This is a genomic window from Planctellipticum variicoloris, assembly GCF_030622045.1.
GTDB classification, from domain to species: domain Bacteria; phylum Planctomycetota; class Planctomycetia; order Planctomycetales; family Planctomycetaceae; genus Planctellipticum; species Planctellipticum variicoloris.
The window spans coordinates 1339522-1360413 of the sequence record NZ_CP130886.1; the positions used below are offsets into that span (position 1 = coordinate 1339522).

The 20892-nt window shown below is 62.6% G+C and carries 15 protein-coding genes, 1 tRNA gene and 2 pseudogenes; 8 read left to right on the plus strand and 10 right to left on the minus strand.

What is annotated here, in order from left to right; genetic code table 11:
• Window positions 1-802: 802 nt before the first annotated feature.
• On the minus strand, window positions 803-970 hold the full coding sequence (locus tag SH412_RS05295; RefSeq protein ID WP_336522472.1) for a hypothetical protein: 168 nt from the start codon (window positions 968-970) through the stop codon (window positions 803-805).
• Between the two features lie 294 nt (window positions 971-1264).
• Between SH412_RS05295 and SH412_RS05300 the strand changes: the two genes are divergently transcribed.
• Together SH412_RS05300 and SH412_RS05305 are read left to right on the plus strand one after the other, a co-directional pair.
• On the plus strand, window positions 1265-1561 hold the full coding sequence (locus SH412_RS05300) for a hypothetical protein (RefSeq protein WP_336522473.1): 297 nt from the start codon (window positions 1265-1267) through the stop codon (window positions 1559-1561).
• A gap of 317 nt (window positions 1562-1878) precedes the next feature.
• On the plus strand, window positions 1879-2250 hold the full coding sequence (locus SH412_RS05305; RefSeq protein WP_336522474.1) for a DUF6547 family protein: 372 nt from the start codon (window positions 1879-1881) through the stop codon (window positions 2248-2250).
• A 15-nt stretch (window positions 2251-2265) separates the two neighbouring features.
• On the opposite strand, the gene SH412_RS05310 is transcribed toward SH412_RS05305, so the two are convergent.
• Window positions 2266-2637, minus strand: coding sequence for a low molecular weight protein tyrosine phosphatase family protein (locus SH412_RS05310; RefSeq protein WP_336522475.1), 372 nt, complete (start codon window positions 2635-2637; stop codon window positions 2266-2268).
• Between the two features lie 263 nt (window positions 2638-2900).
• Entirely contained in the window at window positions 2901-3419 is a 519-nt protein-coding gene (locus SH412_RS05315; protein WP_336522476.1) for a GNAT family N-acetyltransferase, read from the minus strand.
• A gap of 1153 nt (window positions 3420-4572) precedes the next feature.
• On the opposite strand from SH412_RS05315, the gene SH412_RS05320 reads away from it, so the two are divergent.
• From SH412_RS05320 to SH412_RS05330, 3 genes and pseudogenes are all read left to right on the plus strand, one after another.
• Window positions 4573-5199, plus strand: a complete 627-nt coding sequence (locus tag SH412_RS05320; RefSeq protein ID WP_336522477.1) for a hypothetical protein — start codon at window positions 4573-4575, stop codon at window positions 5197-5199.
• On the plus strand, window positions 5192-6880 hold the full coding sequence (locus SH412_RS05325; protein WP_336522478.1) for a flotillin family protein: 1689 nt from the start codon (window positions 5192-5194) through the stop codon (window positions 6878-6880). The genes SH412_RS05320 and SH412_RS05325 overlap by 8 nt, the downstream gene beginning before the upstream one ends.
• Before the next feature lie 173 nt (window positions 6881-7053).
• Window positions 7054-7578 (plus strand): annotated as a pseudogene (locus SH412_RS05330) (AAA family ATPase); the annotation flags it as partial.
• 86 nt (window positions 7579-7664) lie between these two features.
• On the opposite strand, the gene SH412_RS05335 reads toward SH412_RS05330, so the two are convergent.
• Both SH412_RS05335 and SH412_RS28560 read right to left on the minus strand, forming a co-directional pair.
• Window positions 7665-8012, minus strand: a complete 348-nt coding sequence (locus SH412_RS05335) for a hypothetical protein (protein WP_336522480.1) — start codon at window positions 8010-8012, stop codon at window positions 7665-7667.
• A gap of 2007 nt (window positions 8013-10019) precedes the next feature.
• Window positions 10020-10943, minus strand: a pseudogene (locus SH412_RS28560) (HD domain-containing protein); the annotation flags it as partial.
• A 1169-nt stretch (window positions 10944-12112) separates the two neighbouring features.
• On the opposite strand from SH412_RS28560, the gene SH412_RS05340 reads away from it, so the two are divergent.
• The gene (locus tag SH412_RS05340) at window positions 12113-12601 is read left to right on the plus strand and encodes a hypothetical protein (RefSeq protein WP_336522481.1); all 489 of its coding nucleotides are present in this window, start codon (window positions 12113-12115) and stop codon (window positions 12599-12601) included.
• 200 nt (window positions 12602-12801) lie between these two features.
• Here the strand turns inward: SH412_RS05340 and SH412_RS05345 are convergent, their stop codons facing one another.
• The 5 genes from SH412_RS05345 to SH412_RS05365 all read right to left on the minus strand — a co-directional run bounded on the left by SH412_RS05345 (window position 12802) and on the right by SH412_RS05365 (window position 16615).
• Window positions 12802-13824, minus strand: coding sequence for a hypothetical protein (locus SH412_RS05345; RefSeq protein ID WP_336522482.1), 1023 nt, complete (start codon window positions 13822-13824; stop codon window positions 12802-12804).
• Window positions 13825-14215: 391 nt separating this feature from the next.
• Window positions 14216-14297: transfer RNA gene (locus SH412_RS05350), tRNA-Leu, on the minus strand.
• Window positions 14298-14403: 106 nt separating this feature from the next.
• Entirely contained in the window at window positions 14404-15048 is a 645-nt protein-coding gene (locus tag SH412_RS05355; protein ID WP_336522483.1) for a sigma-70 family RNA polymerase sigma factor, read from the minus strand.
• A 46-nt stretch (window positions 15049-15094) separates the two neighbouring features.
• A complete protein-coding gene (locus SH412_RS05360) occupies window positions 15095-15469 on the minus strand; it encodes a hypothetical protein (protein ID WP_419555787.1) in 375 nt (124 codons plus the stop codon).
• A 300-nt stretch (window positions 15470-15769) separates the two neighbouring features.
• Entirely contained in the window at window positions 15770-16615 is an 846-nt protein-coding gene (locus SH412_RS05365) for a hypothetical protein (RefSeq protein ID WP_336522485.1), read from the minus strand.
• A 314-nt stretch (window positions 16616-16929) separates the two neighbouring features.
• On the opposite strand from SH412_RS05365, the gene SH412_RS05370 reads away from it, so the two are divergent.
• A complete protein-coding gene (locus tag SH412_RS05370; RefSeq protein WP_336522486.1) occupies window positions 16930-17235 on the plus strand; it encodes a hypothetical protein in 306 nt (101 codons plus the stop codon).
• 212 nt (window positions 17236-17447) lie between these two features.
• A complete protein-coding gene (locus SH412_RS05375; RefSeq protein WP_336522487.1) occupies window positions 17448-20819 on the plus strand; it encodes a hypothetical protein in 3372 nt (1123 codons plus the stop codon).
• The last annotated feature ends 73 nt before the right edge of the window (window positions 20820-20892 follow it).

Below are 20892 nucleotides of genomic sequence, written 5' to 3' on the forward strand. Positions count from 1 at the left end.
TACTACGGTTGACCGCGACATGGCCTTCGCGCCGCTCAGGTCACAACAGGTGATCGTCCCGCTCTTCCAGTGCGTGGCCGAACGGTGATGATCATTTACTGTTCGCAGGCGGCGGTGATTGCTTTTCTTGGATCGTCGCTTCGAGCAACCGAACGACTTCTTCATAGCGAGGGCTCGGGACGTTGAAGCTTCCGACCGCATTTCGGCTCATCGGAGAGTTTCGGTCAGCGGCAGACCGGGCCGCCTGGAGGGTTGGAAGCAGGCCAAACCACCGCGCTGCCTCGGCCGCGAACATTGGAGAGAGTGCCTCAAGTGCCAAGACCTGGTCTTCGGTTGTGTCCTTGAACTGTAGCAGTCGTTCCGGCCAGACATCTGTCGGTTGAACGTAAAAGGAGCAGTTCCAAGGCTTTGGGTTAGTCCTGACGTTCCGAAGCAGCTCGCACCCAAACGTCACCTGAAAGCAGTCGTTCCACTTTCCGCAGCGAAAGTCTATGACGTCCACGAAGTCCGGCCGCCACCGTCGCATCGTTCGCCCTGGCTGCATGAATCCAAGCGAACACACGGCCGGGGCCACATGCCGGACAATCAGGCGGCGAACGTCATTCCATCGCAGCAACTCTCCGGTCCTCTATTCGACCAAATGCCGAATCCGCGAGCACGACAAAAGTCTGCGACGCAGCGTCTCAGAGTGCAACCAACCGGCAACCGGCGCCTCGACACCAGAGCGGGCAGTGCAGCCGCCGACGGTGATCAGCAGTTACCGTTGCGAGGCGTCTCCGAGACCAATCCGCGTGACACGGCGTCAGGGCAAAGCCTCGTGACACTCGCCGCCAAGCCCTGTAGACTCCTGGCTGTTCTGCGTCGATGAGAGGTTAACGCCAATGGCTGGTTCCGCAGTTCGTTCATTCTTCAGGTTCCTGGCTGCCTGCGCGGCAACCGTCTGCGGCTTGTTGGCGTTGAGCAGCTTCATGATGGGTGCCTGGCAGTTGGATCGGGGGCTGGTCTCCGTCGCTGCCGTCAACGCGATCATGTGCTGGGTCTGGTTCCGGGTTAGCGTCGGCCAGCCCATCGCTCAACGGTGATTGCTTGTTACCGTTGCGAAAGGCTTGAAACAGCGGCGTACGGCTGCGTGGAATTCAGCAGCGGGCGGTGACGTTTTCGAAGCGTGTCGGGCGGCAGCCGACAACTTTTGACCGACGTCGAACCGATGGTGTAGGATCGAGGTCGGGATGTTTCGAATGTCCCGGCGAGGTAGGACGCTTCGATGATCACAATCGTACTGGAGCAAGGTGAGTCCGTTGTTTCAACGTGTGGCCGAGAGGAAAACGAACGCTATTTGCTGGGTCGTCAGGATTCGCTCAAATTGCTGTCGCAGCTATCTGACTGCGGCTACGACACATTTGGGAAGGACGATATGCCGGAGTTGATCGGAGAACTTCAGGCTGTACGCGAATGCGTAGGAGATCGCGACAGATGCCACGTCGATCAAATCATCGCCCTTGCCGTCCGCTGCCAAGCCGGGAATGGAATGACGTTGACGTTCACGCCATTCGGCGAATGATGGATAGGAAAGGCTAATTGCCAAGCGCCACCTCAAGGCGGAAGCTGTTTGCAGTGCCGACCGGCCGAAAGTGACTTCCGCTGACGGTGATTAGTAATCAGCTCGCGGCGGCTGGCCGTCGGCCGCTCGGTAACCAGTCGTTACCGTTGAGACGCGTGGCATGTCGTGCCGGGGGCCTTCAGGCGAGTCCGCCAGCGGGTGATTCGTCGTAACTCGCTGCGCCGGACCGCGTTGACAAGTAGCGAAGTCCGCACACCCTCAACGGCGTGTGTCGAGGGGTTTAGAGGGCAAGCCGTAGTCGCTCCGGAGACAAGCTGGTGGAAACACACAAGCCAAGACTTTATCGAGAGATCATTGACGCATTGGTCGAGGTCTGCCGAGATGGACAAGGTCAGATTGGTCCGCAACGGGTTCGCGCGGGCATCTGGAACCGGAATGCGACTCCAGATTTCATCCCGGAACAGCACGCAATCAACGAACTCCTGTCGCGAATGACGCCCGTGGACCGCGAAGTCGTCGCCGAAATGCTCAGCCACCAAGTTGAGGTCGGCATATTTGAATCGCTCAAGGTCCTTGAGCGATTCGGCGTTGCCCCGTTTCAAGATGGATACGAAGGAAGCCCGTTTCACGACTTCGTAGGTCGTATGGGAGATTGGAAGTGGCCAGAGTCTGCGAACGGTAACGAATAGTTACCGTCGGGCCCCTCAGTCTTCTACGGAGTCTGGAGCAGCTCCGCCGGCAGGTGGCCCGAGGTGCAGTGCCAGCCGCTGGGTGAGAACCTCCACCAACTCAGGCTGACCGCACTGGAAGTCGTCGGGCACGTCCAGGCACACCGGATGCTTGCCGATTAGCTCCGCCGAAAACCGGCGGCAGAGCTGTCGCTGAAGTCGCTGCTCCATGACGAACACGACATCGGCCCACGCCAACAGCTCCTCTGTGACCTGCACACGGGCGGAGTCAGAGAGTCCCGCGGACTTGGTCCGGATGCCAGGGGTAGCCGAGTACAGCCGCTCGGCGGTCGGGCTGCGATGCAAGTTGCCTTCGCAGACAAACAAGATCTTTTTCGCCTTAGCCACGCCGGAAGCCTCCATAGCCGAAGCGATGTTTTACTGAACGATCTAGGTCGAAAATACTCGCTACGGACCGGCAGTCAATCTCAATGATGGGATCGAGATGGGTCGAATACACGGCGCACGCTGATGTCTCGATTCGGATTCGCTCGCGCGGTAACTACCTATCAGCGAGCGGATGCCGGAGAGTCCAGATCAGCCAGGCCGGACACCGGATGTGGCATCCTCCGCCTAACGACAAAGCTCAGCAGCGGCGGGGGCCGAGTGAGCTATGACCTCCAGAAAGCCGACCTGCCCCCGCCGTCTGCTGCAGCGCCTGGTTCGGCGAGTACCCGCTCCATCCGGTAGTTGACGAACTCGACTCCTCGGAGAGTTACCACCTGCGGGGCCAGAACGACGAATCCCTGGCCCTCGAAGAACGGCCGGGCGGTGATGCTGGCTTCGGTGAACAGCCGGGCGAGTCCGACACGCCGGGCCTCGGCCACCACGGCGGCCAGCAGTTGCCGCCCGACTCCACGCCCGTGATGGTCGGCCGAGACGTACACCCGGTCGATGTGCCCGTCGGGCTCCAATTCCGCGAAGCCGACCGGGCGGCCGTCCTCTTCGGCCACCGGGACGAACCGCCCGGCGAACCGCCCGAACCACTGAACCGTGTCGATGTCGTCGGACGCCCAGGCGGCCACCTGCGGCGGGGAGTAGTCCCGGCTGTTGACGCGGCGGATGGTGTCTCGGAACAACGCCAGCAGCGCGGGCCCGTCATTCGGTTGGTACGACCGCAGCGTGACCACTCTTCCGCCCTCCGCCGCCGAACTTGTGATTCTCTAAACGATCCGAGTTGAGAATACTCTCAGCAGGACGGCTGTCAATCTCACGGCAGACAACGAGATGCGTCGAGTCCGCGGCTTGAATTGGCCGAGCAACTCTTGCGCAGCACTCGACGCGGTCTCCGTTCGAATTCGTTCGCACGGCGACCACCGGTCAACGTGCGGCCGGCCGCAGCTTCGGCCAGTCCGCAGCTCTCAACGCGAACTTCTCGTTACCGTTGAGGGAAGAGGCCGGGACGCGAACGGCGGCCGGTCATTCCCAGGACAAAAAAAGCGGAAAGCCGCGGGCGATGGCTCGGCTTGAGGTTAGCCGAATCGGCACGTTTCCGGCTGAAAAACGGCATTTCCCGACCTTGAGGCGGTCCGGGACGGGGATCGAGCTGTCCGCGTGCTGAAGACGGCCCAGGCGCCCCCTCCCGCCTGCGCACCAAGGAGCCGGAAGCGTCAGCGCCCGGAGCCCCCCCCGCACACCAGCACACTCCCCCCCCCGCCGCGGCATGCGACATCCACGCCCAACCTGACTTCGCCTCCGCACCGCTCATCGCGGTTTCGATCCGGGCGCCGGCAGTCTCCAGGCATCGGCGGATGAGCCAGCGCGCATCCCGATCATCATCGGTCACCAGAATCCGCGTGTCGGCGAGTAGCAGTTGCGGGGGCACGTCGTCGGCCACCGGACGCGGGCGGTCGCTGGTTCCGGCAACCCTGCGCAGCTCAGCCACTTCCATTATCGTAGGCGGCGTGCTGCATCAACGCCCGAGCCCCGGCGGAAACCAACGACCGTCGACAGGGGCACCCATTACGTGACCCCGGCGAGGGACAGCCAGGCCGACGCGTCTCGGCCGCCGGCGCTCAACCGCGGTCACCGGCGGCTCGAGAACACGTCTTCTTCGAAATCCGCCACGAAGCCTTCGGCGAGGACCGCAGCCGCGTCCGCCGGGAACGGACGCGGTGCCATCCCCCGCGATTCCACCGTCGATAGTAAAAACACCTACGCCCCCCAATTCTCATCCGCCCCCGTCGATTCCCGTGATCTGTCGCGACGCCCCTGCGTTCACTCCGTCATAATTCCCGTCCTCCGCGTCCGGATCTCGCATCGGAACTGTTGAGGAACTCCACCATGGCCCAAGTCTTTCTCGTCTGCGCCGTCATCGGCGGCACCTGGATGCTCTGCCAGTTCGCCATGACCCTCATGGGCTTCGGCGGCGACCACGATGGCGCCTCCGAAGTCGCCCACGCCGGCGCCTCCTCCGGTGATCACGGTTCTGCCGGCGGCGACGATGCTGCCGACGGTCACGATCACAGCAGCGCCCTCTGGTTCTTCAAAATCGTCACCATCCGCACCCTCACCGCCGCCATCGCCTTCTTCGGCCTTGCCGGGCTTGGTGTTCAGTCCTCCGGCGGCACCCCGCTCCAAGCTCTCTCTGGAGGCGTCGTCGCCGGCGTCGCCGCCATGTGGGTCGTCCACTGGCTCATGCAGCAAATGACCCGCTTCGACGAAGACGGAACCATCCATCTCAACCGCCTCGTCGGACTCACCGGCACCGTCTACCTCAAAATCCCCGGCGGCCAGTCCGCCGCCGGTAAAGTCCACGTCACCGCCCCCCAGGGGACCGTCGAACTCACCGCCTGGACCGCCGGCCCGGAAATCCCCACCGGCGCCACTGTCCGTGTCACCGCCATGATTGGCCATGAAGCCGTCGAAGTCGCGCCGTTCAACGTCGCCGAGGAGCTCCAGCATGCTTAACCCGCTCGTTTTCGCCCAGTCGGACCTGCCACTCTCCTCGGGCGGCTTCTTCGTCCTCGTGATGATCGTCCTCGCGGTCATCTCGCTCTTCGGCTTCCTGATGCTCTTCGCCAGCCGCTACAAGCGGTGTCCGTCCAACCGCATCCTCGTCATCTACGGCAGCAAGACCGGCGGAGACGGCACCGTCAAATGTCTGCACGGCGGCGCCAAGTTCGTCTGGCCCCTCATCCAGGACTACAACTACCTCAACCTCGAACCCGTCCAGATCGAAATCCCCCTCCGCGGCGCCCTCTCCGCGGAGAACATCCGCGTCAGCGTTCCCAGCGTCTTCACCGTCGCCATCGGGGTGACCCCCGAAGTCATGCACAACGCCGCTGTCCGCCTGCTCGGCCTCAAGCGGGTCGACATCGAAAAACAGGCCCAGGAGATCATCTTCGGCCAGCTCCGCCAGGTCATCGCCTCCATGCGGATCGAGGACATCAACCGCGACCGCGACACCTTCCTGACCCACATTCAGAACTCCCTGGAGCCCGAGCTCAAAAAAATCGGCCTCGTCCTCATCAACGTCAACATCACCGACATCACCGACGAATCGGGCTACATCGACGCCATCGGCCAGAAGGCCGCCTCCCAGGCCATCCAGCAGGCCCGCGGCGACGTCGCCGAGCAGCTCCGCCTCGGCGAAACCCGCGTCGCCGAAGCCGAACGCGACAAGGTCGTGCAGATCAGCTCGGCTACCAAAGAACGGGAAATCGGCATCCGCACCGCCGAACGCGATCAGGCGATTCGCGTCGCGGAGCTGGAAAAAGAGCGCCAGATCGGGATGCAGTCCGCCGCTCGCGAGCTCGCCGTCCGCGTCGCCGAGCTGGACAAAGAAAAGCAGATCGCCGAACAGACAGCCGCCTTCCAGCGCGAAGCCCAGGTCAAAACCGCCGAACAGGACATGCGGATCCGAACCGCCGAGGCCAACGCCCGCGCGGTCGAAGGCGAAAACATCTCCCAGGCGGCCATCGCCAAGTCCAAAGCCGAACTGGCCGTCAGAAACGCGGAAGCCTACCAGATCGGCGAAACTCGCCGGCGCGAAGCCGAAGCGTCGGTGCTCGAAGCCCAGCACCGCGCCATGGCCAAGGCCGCTCTGGCCGACGCCGAACGGATCGAAGCCGAAAAACGGGCCTCGCTCGAAGCGGTCGCCAAGGCCGAAAAAGCCAAGATGATCGTCGACGCCCAGGCGAGCGCCGAAAAGCGGAAGATCGAAGCCGAAGGCGAAGCCTCCGCCATCTACGCCAAATTCGAAGCCGAGGCCCGCGGACAGTATGAAGTCCTCGCCAAAAAGGGCGAAGGTCTCAAACAGATCATCGATGCGTGCGGCGGGGCGCAGCAGGCCTTCCAGCTCCTGATGCTCGAACATATCGATAAAATGGCCGAGGCCTCGGCCACCGCGATTTCGAACATCAAGTTCGACAAAATCGTGGTCTGGGACGGCGGGAACTCCAACGGTCACGGCGGGGCCACCGCGAATTTCCTGCAGAGCATGAGCCGCAGCCTCCCCCCGATGATGCAGGTCATGAAAGACATCGCCGGGATCGAACTGCCGGAAACGCTGCTGAAGGTCGCGGGCGACGAGCCCTCCCCCAACGGCCACGTCGACCTCGCCCCCGCCGGCAGCACCGGGCCGGAATAACTCGACCGCGCTCAAACTCCCGCCGAAACCCACACCCTCCAGTCCCCACTCCCGCTGTCTTCAGCGGGAGAGGGCCAGGGCGAGGGACTTCATCGCACCACCAGCCAGGGCCTCCCTCTCAGTGGCACAGACATTCCTGTCTGTGATCTTCCCCCGCCGCCGCACGCTACCGCGACGTGTTCAACGTGTTGCTGCAGCTCCTGGACGACGGCCGGCTGACCGACAGCCACGGCCGGACGGTCGACTTCACCAACACGATCGTGGTGATGACGTCGAACATCGGGAGCCAGTTGATCCTGGATCTGAACGGGCAGGAGGACGACAAGGAGATCGAACGCCGGGTGCTGGGGGCCCTGCGGAAGGAGTTCCTGCCGGAGTTTTTGAACCGGGTGGACGAGACGATCGTGTTCCACCCGCTGGGCCGGACGGAAGTGCGACAGATCGTGGAACTGCAACTGGCGAAGCTGCAGCAGCGTCTGGCGGACAACGATTTCACGCTGGAAGTGTCGGACGAAGCGAAGCAGGCGCTGGCGGAAGAGGGCTACGACCCGGTCTACGGGGCCCGGCCGCTGAAGCGCGTGATCCAGCAGCGTCTGCAGAACGAGCTGGCGAACGCGATCCTGGGAGGCGAGTTCCCCGAGGGGAGCACGATCCGGGTGGAGAGCCAGAACGGGGAGTTCGCGTTCCGGGCGGTGTGATTCGCTCGGACGACGGAATCAGGTGACGGATGGCCCTCCGGACCGCGTCAGCGGTCCGGGAGGACGCACTTGGCGTCACCTTGAAGCTACTCCTCCGCCCTGCGAACGCTTTGGACTTGCGTCACTATCCACTGCGAGCCCGGAACTGGAATCACGAAAGGCTCTTCTTTAATTCCTCCGTCCCTTCGAAACATAAACAACGTATTTGAAACGCCTCCATTTTCATCGATGTTCTGTTGAACAAAGCGGATTTCAGGCATTGCACCAACGGCCTGCCACATTGATTCAGCAAGACGCACCTCTCCTTCGACAATTCCATTCCAACGACCAATATCTCGGTGAGCCACTATGTCAAACATCAACAGATGCGCAAACTCCGGATCCCGGCACTTGTCTATAGTCTCCACTACATCTGCCTTCTTAACGGCTGACACATGCGCCGACTCCGCTAATGCCGAGGCTTCCCAATTACACTTCCCTACGAATGAATGCCTCTCGTTCCAAACGAACTGGGAATCCGTACTCAAAAGGCCTACCCAATCTGACCACGCATCTGGGAAGCTCAATCGCGACCATCTGCTACACTTGCAGTCGAAACGCGCCACTCCCGAATCCCAAACCGGTACGATTACCGCACCCGACTCACCAGCATCATACGCGAGGATTCGTGTAGGCCTAATTGGCACGAATAGATTCCAACCAGTGTTTCCGTCGACAACCACTACATGAAGCGCACAATATGACCGTAACAAGCCTGCCTCTGTCTGGAGGCAGACGTCGGCACTGTCGCCTGACCACACTCGGTTGTTCTTTGTGAACGGAAACTGTGTTTTTTCCCAAGAAAATACCCGATTTCCATCACCTGACGTCCCGACCGATCGGATCCAGTACAACTCTGCGTCTGGAAAATCGACGCGGTGAGCGATCGAATACGAAATACTTGCAAATTGTGACCCTGCGCATAACTCGACAACTCTACTCCGCACGGCGTTTACGTGCTTCGCAACCAACCTTAATAGCGCCCACCTATCCACCTCTGGCGACAACTGGATCCACTCTCGACTCAAAGCAAGCCGCCCAATCGACTCTTCTTCAAGATCGATCTCTATCGTACATCCGCGGTCAAAACCGTACACAAGTACCGCGACGCGGGACTCGCTTTCTACGACACGAGCGACGACACTCATTCCCCGCCACGAGAGAAGAAGATCACCTCCAACTGCCAGGCCAATCGTTGGGCTTTTGCCAAGGCGAAACGCTTCAATTTGCCGCACCTGCGGTTGTACCGCGTCGCCTGACGTCTCCATGTACACGGGAGACGTGCCCCCAGGCAGCTGAAAGTAGGGGACGTGGATACGCGCCGTTCCAATCCGGTCGAGACGGACCTCCTCCCCAATTTGCCAACGTATCGCGTCGCGCACGGAGGCAATGGTTGCCTCTTGTCGCATTTGGGACTCAGCCATTCGCCTCGCGGCAACTGGGTCGATAAACGCTTCTCGCTCCCTTTGCTCTCTGCCGAAACTCTCTAATCGGTCGTTCCCAGCAATTGGTGTCAACGACTCCGACGTTCGTGCCCAACCGGGCGCGATTTCGAGCGTGTCCGAAGACTCTGGAAGCGAGCATTTGAGAACAAAGCGGCAGGGAACGCGCGTGAGCGTCCCAGTCACGTAAGTCCTAAGTGATCGCCAGAACGCAACGGGATCAGCACACACATTGCTACGTAACGCAAGAACGACTTTTGTACCCGAATCAGACCGATTCAGGCGTACGAGTTCTCCGAAATCGCCGACTCCGCCCGTCGTAAAGCGCCAACCCGTACCGTCGTCGTCTCCTGCGCCGGAGTGTCTTCGCGTTTCAATCGTCACGCTATTCGCTAACAGGAAATAGCTCAGCACTCCAATCCCAAACTTTCCGGTCCGCCCCAGCCTTCGCCCATGCCGATTGCACGCTCTTTCCAGTTCCGTCACGTCCGGACGTTCTGACGCACCACTAACCAGCAAGTGCTTGCTAATTATGCGTTTAGACATGCCGGCACCGCTGTCCGCACACACAAGGCAGACGTCACCGCCAACGACAGTTAGTTCGAGCGTAACGCTAGCGAGCGACTGAATGAGCGAAAACGCCTCATCGGTTTGCTGTGGAAGTGCTAGCCAGTCGTATGCGACACGCTCTCGAACTGCGTCGATGGCGTTCTGCAATAACTCACGGACGGCACAGAGCGGCTCCGAGTAGAGTTCCTGGCTTCCAAGCAGTTGAAGCACTTTGTCTGTATTAGGCCGGAAGGCTCCGTCAATGTACTCGTAGTGACCTGGCGCCGGCGTGATTGATCGCTGAAGAAACGGCGACAGTTTCCACGCATACGCCTCTCCTCGTCCCTCTCGGTACGGGATGCTCTCGAATGGAATCTCAGTCGAGAGACGTTGGCAGAGCCGCAATTCTTCTTCGATCTGATCTGCCGTGTCGACTATGGCTCGGTGAATATACGCTCGACGTGGGTGAGCGATGAGACGTACGTTGTAGTCGTCAAGCTCTACACTGAAATCGTGATCTTTGTACCAGTATGGGATGCTGGATGGATCGATGTCCCGGTGCGTCAAAATGACTTCGGGAGTCCGTTCCGGATCAACCTCCAAGACATCAGCAATTCTGAGAATGCATGCGAGGAACCTAAGATGAACGATGCGTTCGCGTATTACCTTTGGAGAGAAGCATCTCTCGACTAGACGCTCATACCCATAATGGTGAGAACGGCACAGTTCAATGAGATCTTCAGAAAATCCGGCGTAGAGAGGACTTGGTTCGGGCGGTAGTTCTAACGACGACGCGATCCATTCTTGACTCCAGTCATTGTGCTTCGAACGGCAATAATGCGCAATAGCGCGGCGTACCCTCGCTAGGCTAGCAGGATCTGGGATAGTCGGAGACAGTCCTGTCGCATTTGCAAACTCTGGAGAAGCCCGCATCCAACGTTGAAAGTCTTCGACGTCCGGCGCATGATCAGGCTGTGCAGGCCCTCCAAGTGCCGATACCGTGAGTGCGTGGACTCTACCTTGGTGTGGCGTCATGCCTATATCGTGCAAGTAAGATGACAGAAGTAGGAGAGCAATCTCAAACGTCGACAGCGCGTGTAGGCTTTCTTCCGGAACAAGTTGAGCCATTTTTTCTGCGACGCGGAACGCATGCTCGTCGTTGTGAAGGGTGAAATCCGATGGCGAAGTCCCAGCCGACCGTAACACCGTCTCAATGCCAGGCAACGTCAGCGTTAGCCAAGCGGTGATCCCAGCGGTTTCGGGTTCTCGTCTGAGTCGATCATCGCGGCTTAGCTCGTTGAACAAACGAGTTGCATTCCAGAGATTCTGAGGCATGTATCGAGTCCGATTTCAGACGTCGCGGTATAGGTCGGTGAACATCTAATTGAGGGCGACCCCAAGTTAAGCGATAGGCTGATCGAGTACCACACGCCGGCGGGCAGCCCCGGTTGGACGTCTGCGTCCTACCGGGGTGGCAACGCCACAGGAGGTTGGTTCTGCCGTTGTGCCGCGAGGAAACAAGAGAGGCCGACCGACGGTGCTGCGGTGGTCGGCGAAGTGGACCGGGACATCTGCCGTCAACCTCCTGTCGCTGTGCGACACAGGTCGATCGCGGACGACCAGCCTGTGTCCCCCGGACGACACCGACCGACCGCAGTCGGCCCGCCTGGGACCCCCGGAGAGCGTGACGGAATGCATGCGATCGGGACTCCGACGGTGTGTCGCCACTCGGACCAGCGGGCGGACCGGCCCCACCCGGCGGGCCGGGGCGTTCAGCCCCCACGTGTGTTCCTGAGAAGTACCACACGGTTGTGCAGAGTGCAATGGCTCGGATCGGGCTTCGGGATTCGGGCTTCGGGCTTCGCAGAGAAGAGTTACGACGTGCGGGGCTGGGGTGGTGGGGGATGCAGTTCGCCCAACTCCCTCTTCACCCTCTTAGCCCCCCTCCAATGGAGGGGGGCCGATTGCGCACCGGGGGGCCGATCCACCAACCGGGGTCCGATCGTGCAGCGGGTCCGTTCGCGCAAGGGGGCTGATCGCACGCTGTGACCGGTGAATCATGCACGGATCGGTGCACCAGGAGAGTGACCGATCCACCCCCACGGGGGACCGATCGCGCCGGGCGGACCGAATGCGCGAAGGCGTTCCGAGGGCTGGCGTCCGTCAGCGGGCTTCCTTGGTGATGAGGCGTGCGTTTGACGTGCGAGACGCCCTCCGTGTTGTGGCCTCGCGTGCGTTGTCAGGCCCCCCTCCGTAATCGGGCCTCTTTCAATGATCGGGCCCCTTTCCCACGCGTTGCACCCCTCCGTAAATCGGCCCCCCTTCGTGATGCCGCCTCGCGTGCGTCATTAGGCCTCCCTCCGTAATCGGCCCCCCTCCACTGGAGGGGGGCTAAGACAAGACAAAAAGAAAAAAATCTGGGATTCCTGGTGACAGAGACGTGGACGGACGATACGTTATGCATCGCAATACACAAGCGTCCATGTTTCGCGCGGAGTTCTGCCATGCGGGAGGTTCATGGGGTCATGGTGACCATGACGACGTATGGGACCTGGCTGCGGGGGGATCCGCGCGGGTGGGTCGATGACGGGATCACCTACCCCGCCGATCCCGAGCTGGAGAGGGCGGACCGGGAGCGGTTGAAGTATCCCGTCTATCGCTTCGATCTGAGCCGGTGGCACGAGATCGGCGGGATGCTCGGGCGGTCGCTCATCGACCGGCTGCAGCAGCGCGTGCTGGCGCTGACCGTGCAGACGTGGCACGTCCACTTCGTCGTCGGGCCGTCGCGGTGGGAGGTGCCGTGGGTCGTGAAGTGCGCCAAGGAAGCGGTCCGCTACGGACTCCGTCCGGGTCGCCCGATCTGGACGATCAAATACGACAAGCGGTTCTGCTTCTCGGCGGCGTCGCTGGCGACGCGGATTGCGTATGTCGAGCGGCATAACACGGAACGGGGGTGGCCCGCGAAACCGTGGGATTTTATTGAGTTGCCGTGAGGCGCAACCGCGCCTCCTCTCTTAGCCCCCCTCCAGTGGAGGGGGGCCGACTGGCGGAGGGAGGCTGATCCTGTTTGTCGACGTCATTGCGGGCGGAAAAAAACGGCCCCCGGCGTGTTTGCGAAACGAAGAAAAAACGGCCCCCGGCGGATCGACGGGGGCTAAGAGGGGGGGATTTCGAGGGGGGCCTGGCGGGCGGGTTATTTCTTGCCGTGACCGTGACCGTGACCGCCCGAGATCGACACGGCATCGCTGCCGAAGATCAGGCCGCCGTTCTGCAGCAGGGCCTGGAGCTCCAGCGAGGTGGAGGACGGGTCGATGGCGCCCAGGTCCTGGAGATCGAGGAGGCTGAAGGTCAGCAGCAGATCCCGGTGGCCGTCGCGGTTCACGTCCCGGTAGCGGAAGGCCGTCGGCGGGGCCTTCAGGCCGGTCCCGGTGTCGGGATCGGTGAGGAGCGGGTCACCCAGGGCGATCGTGTCGGTGTCGACGTCGTGAACGTTGAACTCGGCGGAGCCGAACAGAGCGACTTGCAGCGGTTTGGGTTTTCGGGAGCTGAGGCTGACCCGATTGTCGGCGCTCGACGGGTCGACATCGATGGCGACTTCCTGCGGCGGCGGTACGACGGTCAGCGAGGAGAGACTGCCCTGGACGAAGACTCGACCGCCGTAGGGGACGCCGTCCACGGTGACCGACTGCTGGAAGTCGAGGACGAAGACCATGTTGTCGGTGGGGAAGTCGGCGGCCGAGGACGGGAGGTCGAGCGACCGGGTCTGGGGCGTGGCGTCTTCGAAGCGGATGGTGAAGTAGGGATTGCTGGCGTTCGCCACGCTCCAGCCGGCCGGCAGCGAGATCGGCTGGGTGGAGATGGCGACCCCGGTGTAACTGAAGTTGGCTTCCTGCGACACGACGATGGCGGCCCCCGGGCCGGCGGAGTCGAACTGGTGGCCGTTGACGGCGATCGATGCGTCCGTGGAGAGGAGGTTGGTGTAGCGTTTGAAACCGGTTCCGCCGTTGGTCAGCGGGGTGTCGGTGTCATACGTGTATGTGCCGACCAGCGGGCTGCCGGCGGGGATGGGAGTGAAGTCGATGGTCGGCAACCCCACGGCGTTGGCGTCGACGACGGACTCGATGACGCCCTCGAACTGGAGTGTGATGACTTCGGCCCGGGCAGGGCCGGCGGAAAGGGCAAGGCACAAGGCGAACGGGCCCGCGAAACGGATCATGGGGACGTCTCCGACCAGAGATGTGACTCACGAGAGGTGTGACAAGGACGCCCGAGAATACCAGTGGCCGGAGCCGAGTCAAGAACTCTCCGAGGCGGGGGGGCAGACGTGGTTGAATTCCCGGCCGGGGAAGCCACCGCCTGGCGCGGTGGATGTGGAGGCCGCAAATCGGCCAGCCGGAGCGTGCCCGACTCCTGCCCTCTGCGGTGGAGGGGGGCTGGATGATGGAAGGGGGCTGATCGTGGTTGTCGACGGTATAGCGGGCGGGAAAGAAAACGGCCCCCGGTGGATCGACGGGGGCTAAGAAGGGCGGGTTTCGGGGGGGGGGGGGCGTGGAAGACGGGTTCTTTCTTGCCGTGACCGCCCGGTCGAATCGTCGTAAGTCCTTTATTGCGAGAGGGGGGAGTCGAACCCCCACGCCTTGCGGCACAAGATCCTAAATCTAGCGCGTCTGCCAGTTTCGCCACTCTCGCGTTGCGGAAATTGTAGTCGGCCGGGCGGGGGAATGCTGCGCCGGCCGATGGCAGACACATTTCGTCGGCGGAGGTGCGGCGGAAAGTGGCGATTTCGCCGGATGTTTCAGGTCCAGCCGGCCTGGGACGGGGTGTCGCCGAGGATGGCGCGGAGCTTGCGCAAGGCTCGCAGATGCCGCATGCCGGCCGCCGCCGGGGACAGGTCGAGGGCCTGGGCGACTTCGGTATTGCCGAGCTGTTCGACGTGCCGCATGAGGATGATTTCGCGATCGTCTTCTTCGAGCTGCTCCAGGGCCAGCAGGAAGCGTTCTTCCAGTTCCCGGCGAAGTGCGGCGGCGGCGGGGGTGAGCTCGGCGTCGGGCAGGAGGCCCGCCAGATTGATCGACGACTGGCCGCCGGCGCCCGGGACCGACATTCCCTGTTCCCGATCGACGCTGCGGCGCTGGGCGCCGCGGTGCCGACGGTGCATGTCGATAATCCGGTCCTTGGCGAGCTGCCGGAGCCACAGGTGAAACGGCAGGCGGGGATCGCGGAGGTAGTCGGCCAGGCGGGTGTTGGCTTCGACCAGCACGTCCTGCACGATATCGCTGGCGTCGACCCGGCGGGCCAGCGCGCGATCGAGTCGGAGATGGACCGCCCGGCGCAGCGAGTTCCGATGACGTTCCAGCAACTGATTGACCGCGCCGGCGTCACCGCCGCCGGCGTTGTTCAGGAGCTGCAGCGTTTCGTCGGAGTTGGGCCAGAGGGGCATCGCGCGACGTTTCGAAACCTAGTTGACTGCGGAGGGGGAAGGACGACTAGGTGACGCTCGATTCCCGTTCACCGGCGGCCTGGATTTCGGGAAGGGGATAGTCGCTGACGGGCAGGCTCTGGCCGTGCAGCTCCTGGAGTCGTCGCCAGCCACGGGTGATCAGATCTTCCAGGCGAGACACCTCGGCGGGGTCGAGGTTCTGCTTGGCGAAGGGACCCTCCATCGGAACGGGGGGAAATCCCGGGTCGACGATGAACTGGGCGTGAAAGGGATTGCAGGCGAGGTGTCGTTCTGGGGCGGCGAGCAGGTCGCGGACGGGGACTTCGCCGATGACATACCGCAGGTAGAGATCACTCTGGGTAATGTTGTCGACTTCTTCGCCGCAGACTTCGCACAGATATCCCTGGTCGCATTTGGCCATCGCGGTGTTCCCTTCGTGAACTGTGAACATCATACGCAACTCGGGGAGCGGTCGCGAAGGGGACGGCGAAGATCTCGTGGGGGATGTGGCGTATCGGACGGGGGGCGGCTTCGCGTGGGACGCTGCCGCGATGAAGTGCCCGAGCGCTCCCGCGGCCGAGACGTTTTGGGATCGAACGCATCGAGACGGATGGATGCTGTAAGACTGCTGGCCGCCGGGCGATCGGCAGCGAGCCTCAGCGAACAAGGGCTTCCGGAATCCGGAAGCCCTTGTCGATTGATGTTTGAAGGTCGCGATTGTTCAGCGCGCGGATGAAGTGCGGAGTGCGACGGGCTGCGACTCTTCGGCCGGGCGGTCCTTGGCGATGTCTTTCGCCGTTTCCACCAGCGACTGCGCGTTGCGGACGTCGGCGGGCGAGAACATGCGAGTGACGACTCCTGGCAGCCGCTGTTCGGAGAGTTGAGCGATCTGGGACCATGAGAGTCCGTTCGCCAGGTGCCAGGCGGCGGCCTGAACCGCGTCGCGGTCGGCTCGGTCGTTGATTCCCGCCAGGAGTTCCTGGAGCGCGGGGTCGCTGACCTGGTCTTCGAGGCGTACCAGCTTGTATTTCATGGCGGGGGTTGGATCGGGGCGACCGTAGCTGAGGCAGACGCTGTTCAACTGGAGCTGCACGGTCTTGCCGGGTGGAATCGAAAAGAAACCGTTGCCGGCGGGATTGAGGCCGTTTGCGCCGTTCTGGAGCCCCGGAAACCCCTGATTGCCGCCCATGGGGGACAGGGTTCCACCGGTGTTCTGTCCCAGTCCGCCTCCGCCGGCCTGATTGTTTCCGAGTCCGTTCGCCTGTCCGAAGCCATTCTGGTTTCCCAGCCCCTGCAATTGTCCGAATTGCGGGAGAATGTGGACGCCGATGACGGCTTTCGGAACAGCGACTGTGAGCGATTCCGGGGAGCGATTGGTGACGAAGACGAGCCCGGATTTCGGGTTCTGAGCCACCATTCTCAGGCCGAGCTTTCCGTCGTGTTCGCCCTGGAACAGGTCGACGACGGGCGCTTCGGGATCGAGCGAAAGCTGGCGAATGGCTCCCGTGTTGCCCGCGGTGAGCGAGACGGCGAGCAGGGCGATCAAAGCGGACCAGCGGCGTGACATGGCCTGGCTCCCTGGAACGTGCGACGATGCCGGTGCAGAGTGTGCCGTCGGAAAATGAAAGCAGCACCGGCGCGGAGAGGCACCGGTGCTGCCAGACGAGGATCCTTCGATGGCCCGCACCGGAGGGAGGTCCACTGACCCGGTGTCAAAGGCCCCGTCTCCCGGTATCGTAAACGTGAGACCTGAAGAGTCTCAACTCGGTTTTTTGCGACGGAGTTCGTTTTTTCGGACAATGCTGCCGCAGGGGCGCCGAGGGGATCCGCGATACGGAGCGGAGACATAGTAAATCTACTTACGGAAAGTCGGCGTCGACTATGGCAGTGCGCGTAATCTCGATTGACCAGCCCGCGGCGCCGTCGTGCGCCATGCCCGATCGGTTCCGGCATGACGTCACTTATTTTGCAACGCCGGCCGGGGTGCAGGATGCGCCTGCCGAGCTGGGCGAACGGGAATACTGGATTCGGGCGGAGGAGGCTCGTCAGGCGTTTGACGACGGCGTGATCACGATTGTTTCCCCGCTCGACAGTTCGTATCGGACTGAAATCGAGATCTCCGAAGATCAGGAACGGTGGCTCGAATGGCTGCTGCAGCACAACGTCCAGCACGTGCGTCTCGTCTGATCGCCTGAGCGAGGCGCTGCGGTCCCTGTTTGCCGATGTTCTGCCGTCAGATCGGCGGCGTCTCCGGTCCGGAGATTGGCGTTTTTTTTCCCTGCGAGATTCCGTTAGTATCGAACGACAACTCTCGTCCGAATCATCACTTGCGCGCCCCGGTTCCGGGGGCTCTGCGCGGCCAGTTCCCAACATCCTGATTCACAACATGATGGTGCGTCATGCCAATCCTGACGGAATGCGACGTCTGCGGGAAAAAGTATCGTTTTCCCGATGAGCGGGCCGGGAGCACGGTCGTCTGCAAGGAGTGCGGAGCCGATCTCGAATTACCCGGCGGACGCAGCCGGTCAAGCGGCCGTTCCCGCGGTCGGAGCGGCAAGAGCTCCGGGGCTCCTCCCGTCGTGAAGTACGCCGCGGGGGGAGTCGCCTTCGTCGTCTCGGCGGTGATTGCTTATCAGGTGGTGAGTTCGATGTTCGCCCCAGCGCAACCGGTGCCGCACTTCGGGATGCCGAACGGCGTCGGGGCGATGCCGGTCGGAAGCGGTTTGCCGGGCGGCGATCAGGCCTTTCCCGGCAGCGGAACGAAGTCGCGATTCGATGCTCCAGTGACGGGGACGACCGTCGGCGGGAGCGGGGTTGGGAATGCGGCCTCCGGGCTGCCGCGGTCGGAGGGGCCGAGGAATCCTGAGGCGGGCTCGGGATTCGGGGCCGTGGTCGGCGTGACGAAGACTTTTCGCGAGAAGCGATCGGTGCGCGCGGGGGGGGCGGAGGGCGAGTTCGACATTTTGCGAGAGCCGCCGGATGTCCTGCCGCCTGAGTTCTGGTCGGCGGAACCCGAAGAGACGGTCGCAGCGCTGGAGTACACGGCGAAGAAGGCCCCGAAGATCAAGATTCCCATGACGCGGGGGGCATCGCTGGGGGACATCGTGTTTCCAGTGGTTCCGAGCCGGTTTGTGCTGGTCGGGCAAGGAGGGAAGCCGAAGGACGTCCGCGAGCTGTGGGATGTGACGGCCAATTCGAAGGTTGCGAAGATCGACGGGTTGAAGGCCGAGACGTTCATGGCGGCGCTCAGCCCCGATGGAAAATACTTCGCGGGGACGACTGACAAACATCGCTCCCAGGGAGTCGGCGTGTGGGACACCGAGCATGATGAACATGTGATCGACATTGAGGGAGTGTCGCTCGACGCCAACTGGGACGGGCTGGCGATTCCGCGCCCCGATCGGCTGGTGGCTGCCAACTTTTTCGGGCGCGGCGAGATACATCTGTTCGAGCTGCCGACCGGCTCGAAGGTGGCCGACATCGATCTGGGGCATCACGGCCGCGCGAACGCGGCGGCGTTCAGCCCCGGCGGCAAGCATATTGCGGTGGTCCACAACAAGGACTGGAAGGAAGTCGTCACGCTGTTCGACCTGGAGGACGGGAGCCCTGTGGGCGATCTGGCGCTGCCGGGCTACGACATCGGCTGGTGGATTAAAGTCGTCGGTCTGGCGTTCTCGCACGACGGCAAAGAACTGGCGGCGGTTCTCGACGGCTGGCACTGTTCCAAGATCGTGATCTGGAATGTGGAAGACGGCGAGATCGTGGATCATATGACCTTCAAGGAGAAGCTGAAGGATCTGGTCCTCGGGGATCGGCGGATCGGGGCGATGCCGATTCAGTTCTTTCCCGGCGGGCAGCGGCTGCTGGCCTACGAGCACGGGCTGATCGATCGCCAGGCTGGAGCGATGGTCTGGCAGGTTCCGGCGAGCTCGGTGAACTTTCCCGGCAAGCGGTTCGCTCTCGACGACAGCCATCTGACGGTGATCGACGCCAGCGGCAATTCCGGGTTTGTGACCGTTTACGAATTGCCCGAAGAGAAGATCGCCAAGTCGACCGAGCGAATCGCCAGGAACCTGGCCCGGCGAAACGACTACGAGGTCATCCTCGTCAACGACGACGAAGTCCCCGATCAGCCGACGTTCGTTTCGATGAAAACGGTGAAACCGGGTGAGACGACATGGACGGTGAAGCCCGACCCCGGACCGCAGTCTGAACTCAACTCCAAGCCGGTCGCGCTGCGGAACGGGCCGGGATCGCTGCGGGAGATCGCGCTGGCGGGTGACGACGCCCCGGTGGCGGTGGCGCTTCGTTCCAACAAGTGGGATCCGTTCGGGCGGGTGATGGAGGGGGATCGGTCGGCCCAGCAGTTGTCGCAGTTTCGCTTTCATGCGACCGCGGGGAATGAGTCCTCGGCGTTCTCCAGCGACACCGGCTCGGGCAAGGACCGGGCCTGGGTGGATGTTTACGATCTCAAGACCGGTCAGCAGCTCCGCGAGTTCAAGTTCCGTCGAGACGGCGATCTGGTCGACGTCAGTCCGGATGGTTCGCGGTTTCTCTTCTGGACCGCCGATAAGGCCGGGCGGTACGACATCTATGCGACGCAGGACGGCAAGCAGCTTGCGAGCTGGCAGCCGTATCGTTCGGAAACCACCGAACTGGGACGACTTCCCGTGGGGGCTCAGTTCGTCGCCGGGAATCGGGTTGTGACGCTCAGCGGCGAGGGTCGACTGGTCTGCTGGGATCTCGATGCCGGCGCCGCGGCGATGTGGGGAGCGGACAACGCTTCGCGCCCGGTCGTGACGCCGGGGGGGAAGTATATCGGTTATTCCGACGGGCAGGCGTACTATTTCGTCGATGCGGCGACCGGCGAGCGGTGCGGACGCATCACCGACGTCGGCGACGTTCATGCGGCGGCGATCGATTCCGCCGGGATGCGGCTGGCGCTCCTCTCCGAGCACAACGGCGGCTACTACCTGTTTACGGTCAATCTCACCGACGGTCAGGCTGCGGCTCCGTTCCCCGTGCCGGTCCTGTCGGGTTATCTGCAGTGGTGCGACGAGCGTTATCTGCTGCTCGACAACGCCCGCCTGATTGATACCGACCAGAAAGTGACCGTCTGGGCGTACGATCTGGCGGAAGGAGATCACCTGCCGCGGGGTCGCTGGGGGAGACACTGGTACGTCACGACGGCCGGGGACCGGCCGGTCCTGGCGGCGGCCCGCCTGCCGGCGCCGCAGGTCGTCGGCGAGCTTTCCGGGAAGACGGCGCCGCTGGAGTTCGTGCTGCAACCCGGAGGCGTCTGCTCGCTGGTGCTGCAGGCAAATCATCCGGCGATCGACCCGTCGGCGCTGACCGAGGCCCGGAACAAACTGGTCGAGCAGCTCAAGAACCATAAGATCACGGTCCAGGAGGGGGCGGCGGTGCAGCTCGTCGTCACCGCGGTCGAAGAAGTTGGTACGACGGAACAGCGGAGCTACCGGCAGTTCGGGCGACTCGATTCGGTGGACGTCAGCTTTACGGCCAAAGTGACAACCGTGAAGGCCGCGTTCGTGGTGCAGGGGGAAACGGCGTGGGAGGAATCTCACACGGTGAGCAACTCTTCCGGGTTCGTGACGACCCAGGGGAATCAGTCGGTCGATCAGGCGTTGCAGGATCAGTACACGGGGGGCGTGCGCTCGGCGATCCAGAACTTCACGCTGCCGCCGTTCGTCTTTACGCCCCGGTCGGCGAACGGTCTCGGCCGGACCGAACTGACGGCGCGCGGGGAGTGAGCGATTTCGCAGGCAGAGAAGAAGAAGTTTTACCGCGGAGACTCGGAGGACGCGGAGAGCAGAGGGGGAGAGA

Excerpts from the sequence above, each read along its gene's own strand:
- SH412_RS05295 (WP_336522472.1), bottom strand. The coding sequence starts at position 970 with ATGAAGCTGCTCAACGCCAACAAGCCGCAGACGGTTGCCGCGCAGGCA.
- SH412_RS05300 (WP_336522473.1), top strand. The coding sequence starts at position 1,265 with ATGATCACAATCGTACTGGAGCAAGGTGAGTCCGTTGTTTCAACGTGT.
- SH412_RS05320 (WP_336522477.1), top strand. The coding sequence starts at position 4,573 with ATGGCCCAAGTCTTTCTCGTCTGCGCCGTCATCGGCGGCACCTGGATG.
- SH412_RS05325 (WP_336522478.1), top strand. The coding sequence starts at position 5,192 with ATGCTTAACCCGCTCGTTTTCGCCCAGTCGGACCTGCCACTCTCCTCG.
- SH412_RS05340 (WP_336522481.1), top strand. The coding sequence starts at position 12,113 with ATGCGGGAGGTTCATGGGGTCATGGTGACCATGACGACGTATGGGACC.
- SH412_RS05345 (WP_336522482.1), bottom strand. The coding sequence starts at position 13,824 with ATGATCCGTTTCGCGGGCCCGTTCGCCTTGTGCCTTGCCCTTTCCGCC.
- SH412_RS05355 (WP_336522483.1), bottom strand. The coding sequence starts at position 15,048 with ATGCCCCTCTGGCCCAACTCCGACGAAACGCTGCAGCTCCTGAACAAC.
- SH412_RS05360 (WP_419555787.1), bottom strand. The coding sequence starts at position 15,469 with ATGGCCAAATGCGACCAGGGATATCTGTGCGAAGTCTGCGGCGAAGAA.
- SH412_RS05365 (WP_336522485.1), bottom strand. The coding sequence starts at position 16,615 with ATGTCACGCCGCTGGTCCGCTTTGATCGCCCTGCTCGCCGTCTCGCTC.
- SH412_RS05370 (WP_336522486.1), top strand. The coding sequence starts at position 16,930 with ATGGCAGTGCGCGTAATCTCGATTGACCAGCCCGCGGCGCCGTCGTGC.
- SH412_RS05375 (WP_336522487.1), top strand. The coding sequence starts at position 17,448 with ATGCCAATCCTGACGGAATGCGACGTCTGCGGGAAAAAGTATCGTTTT.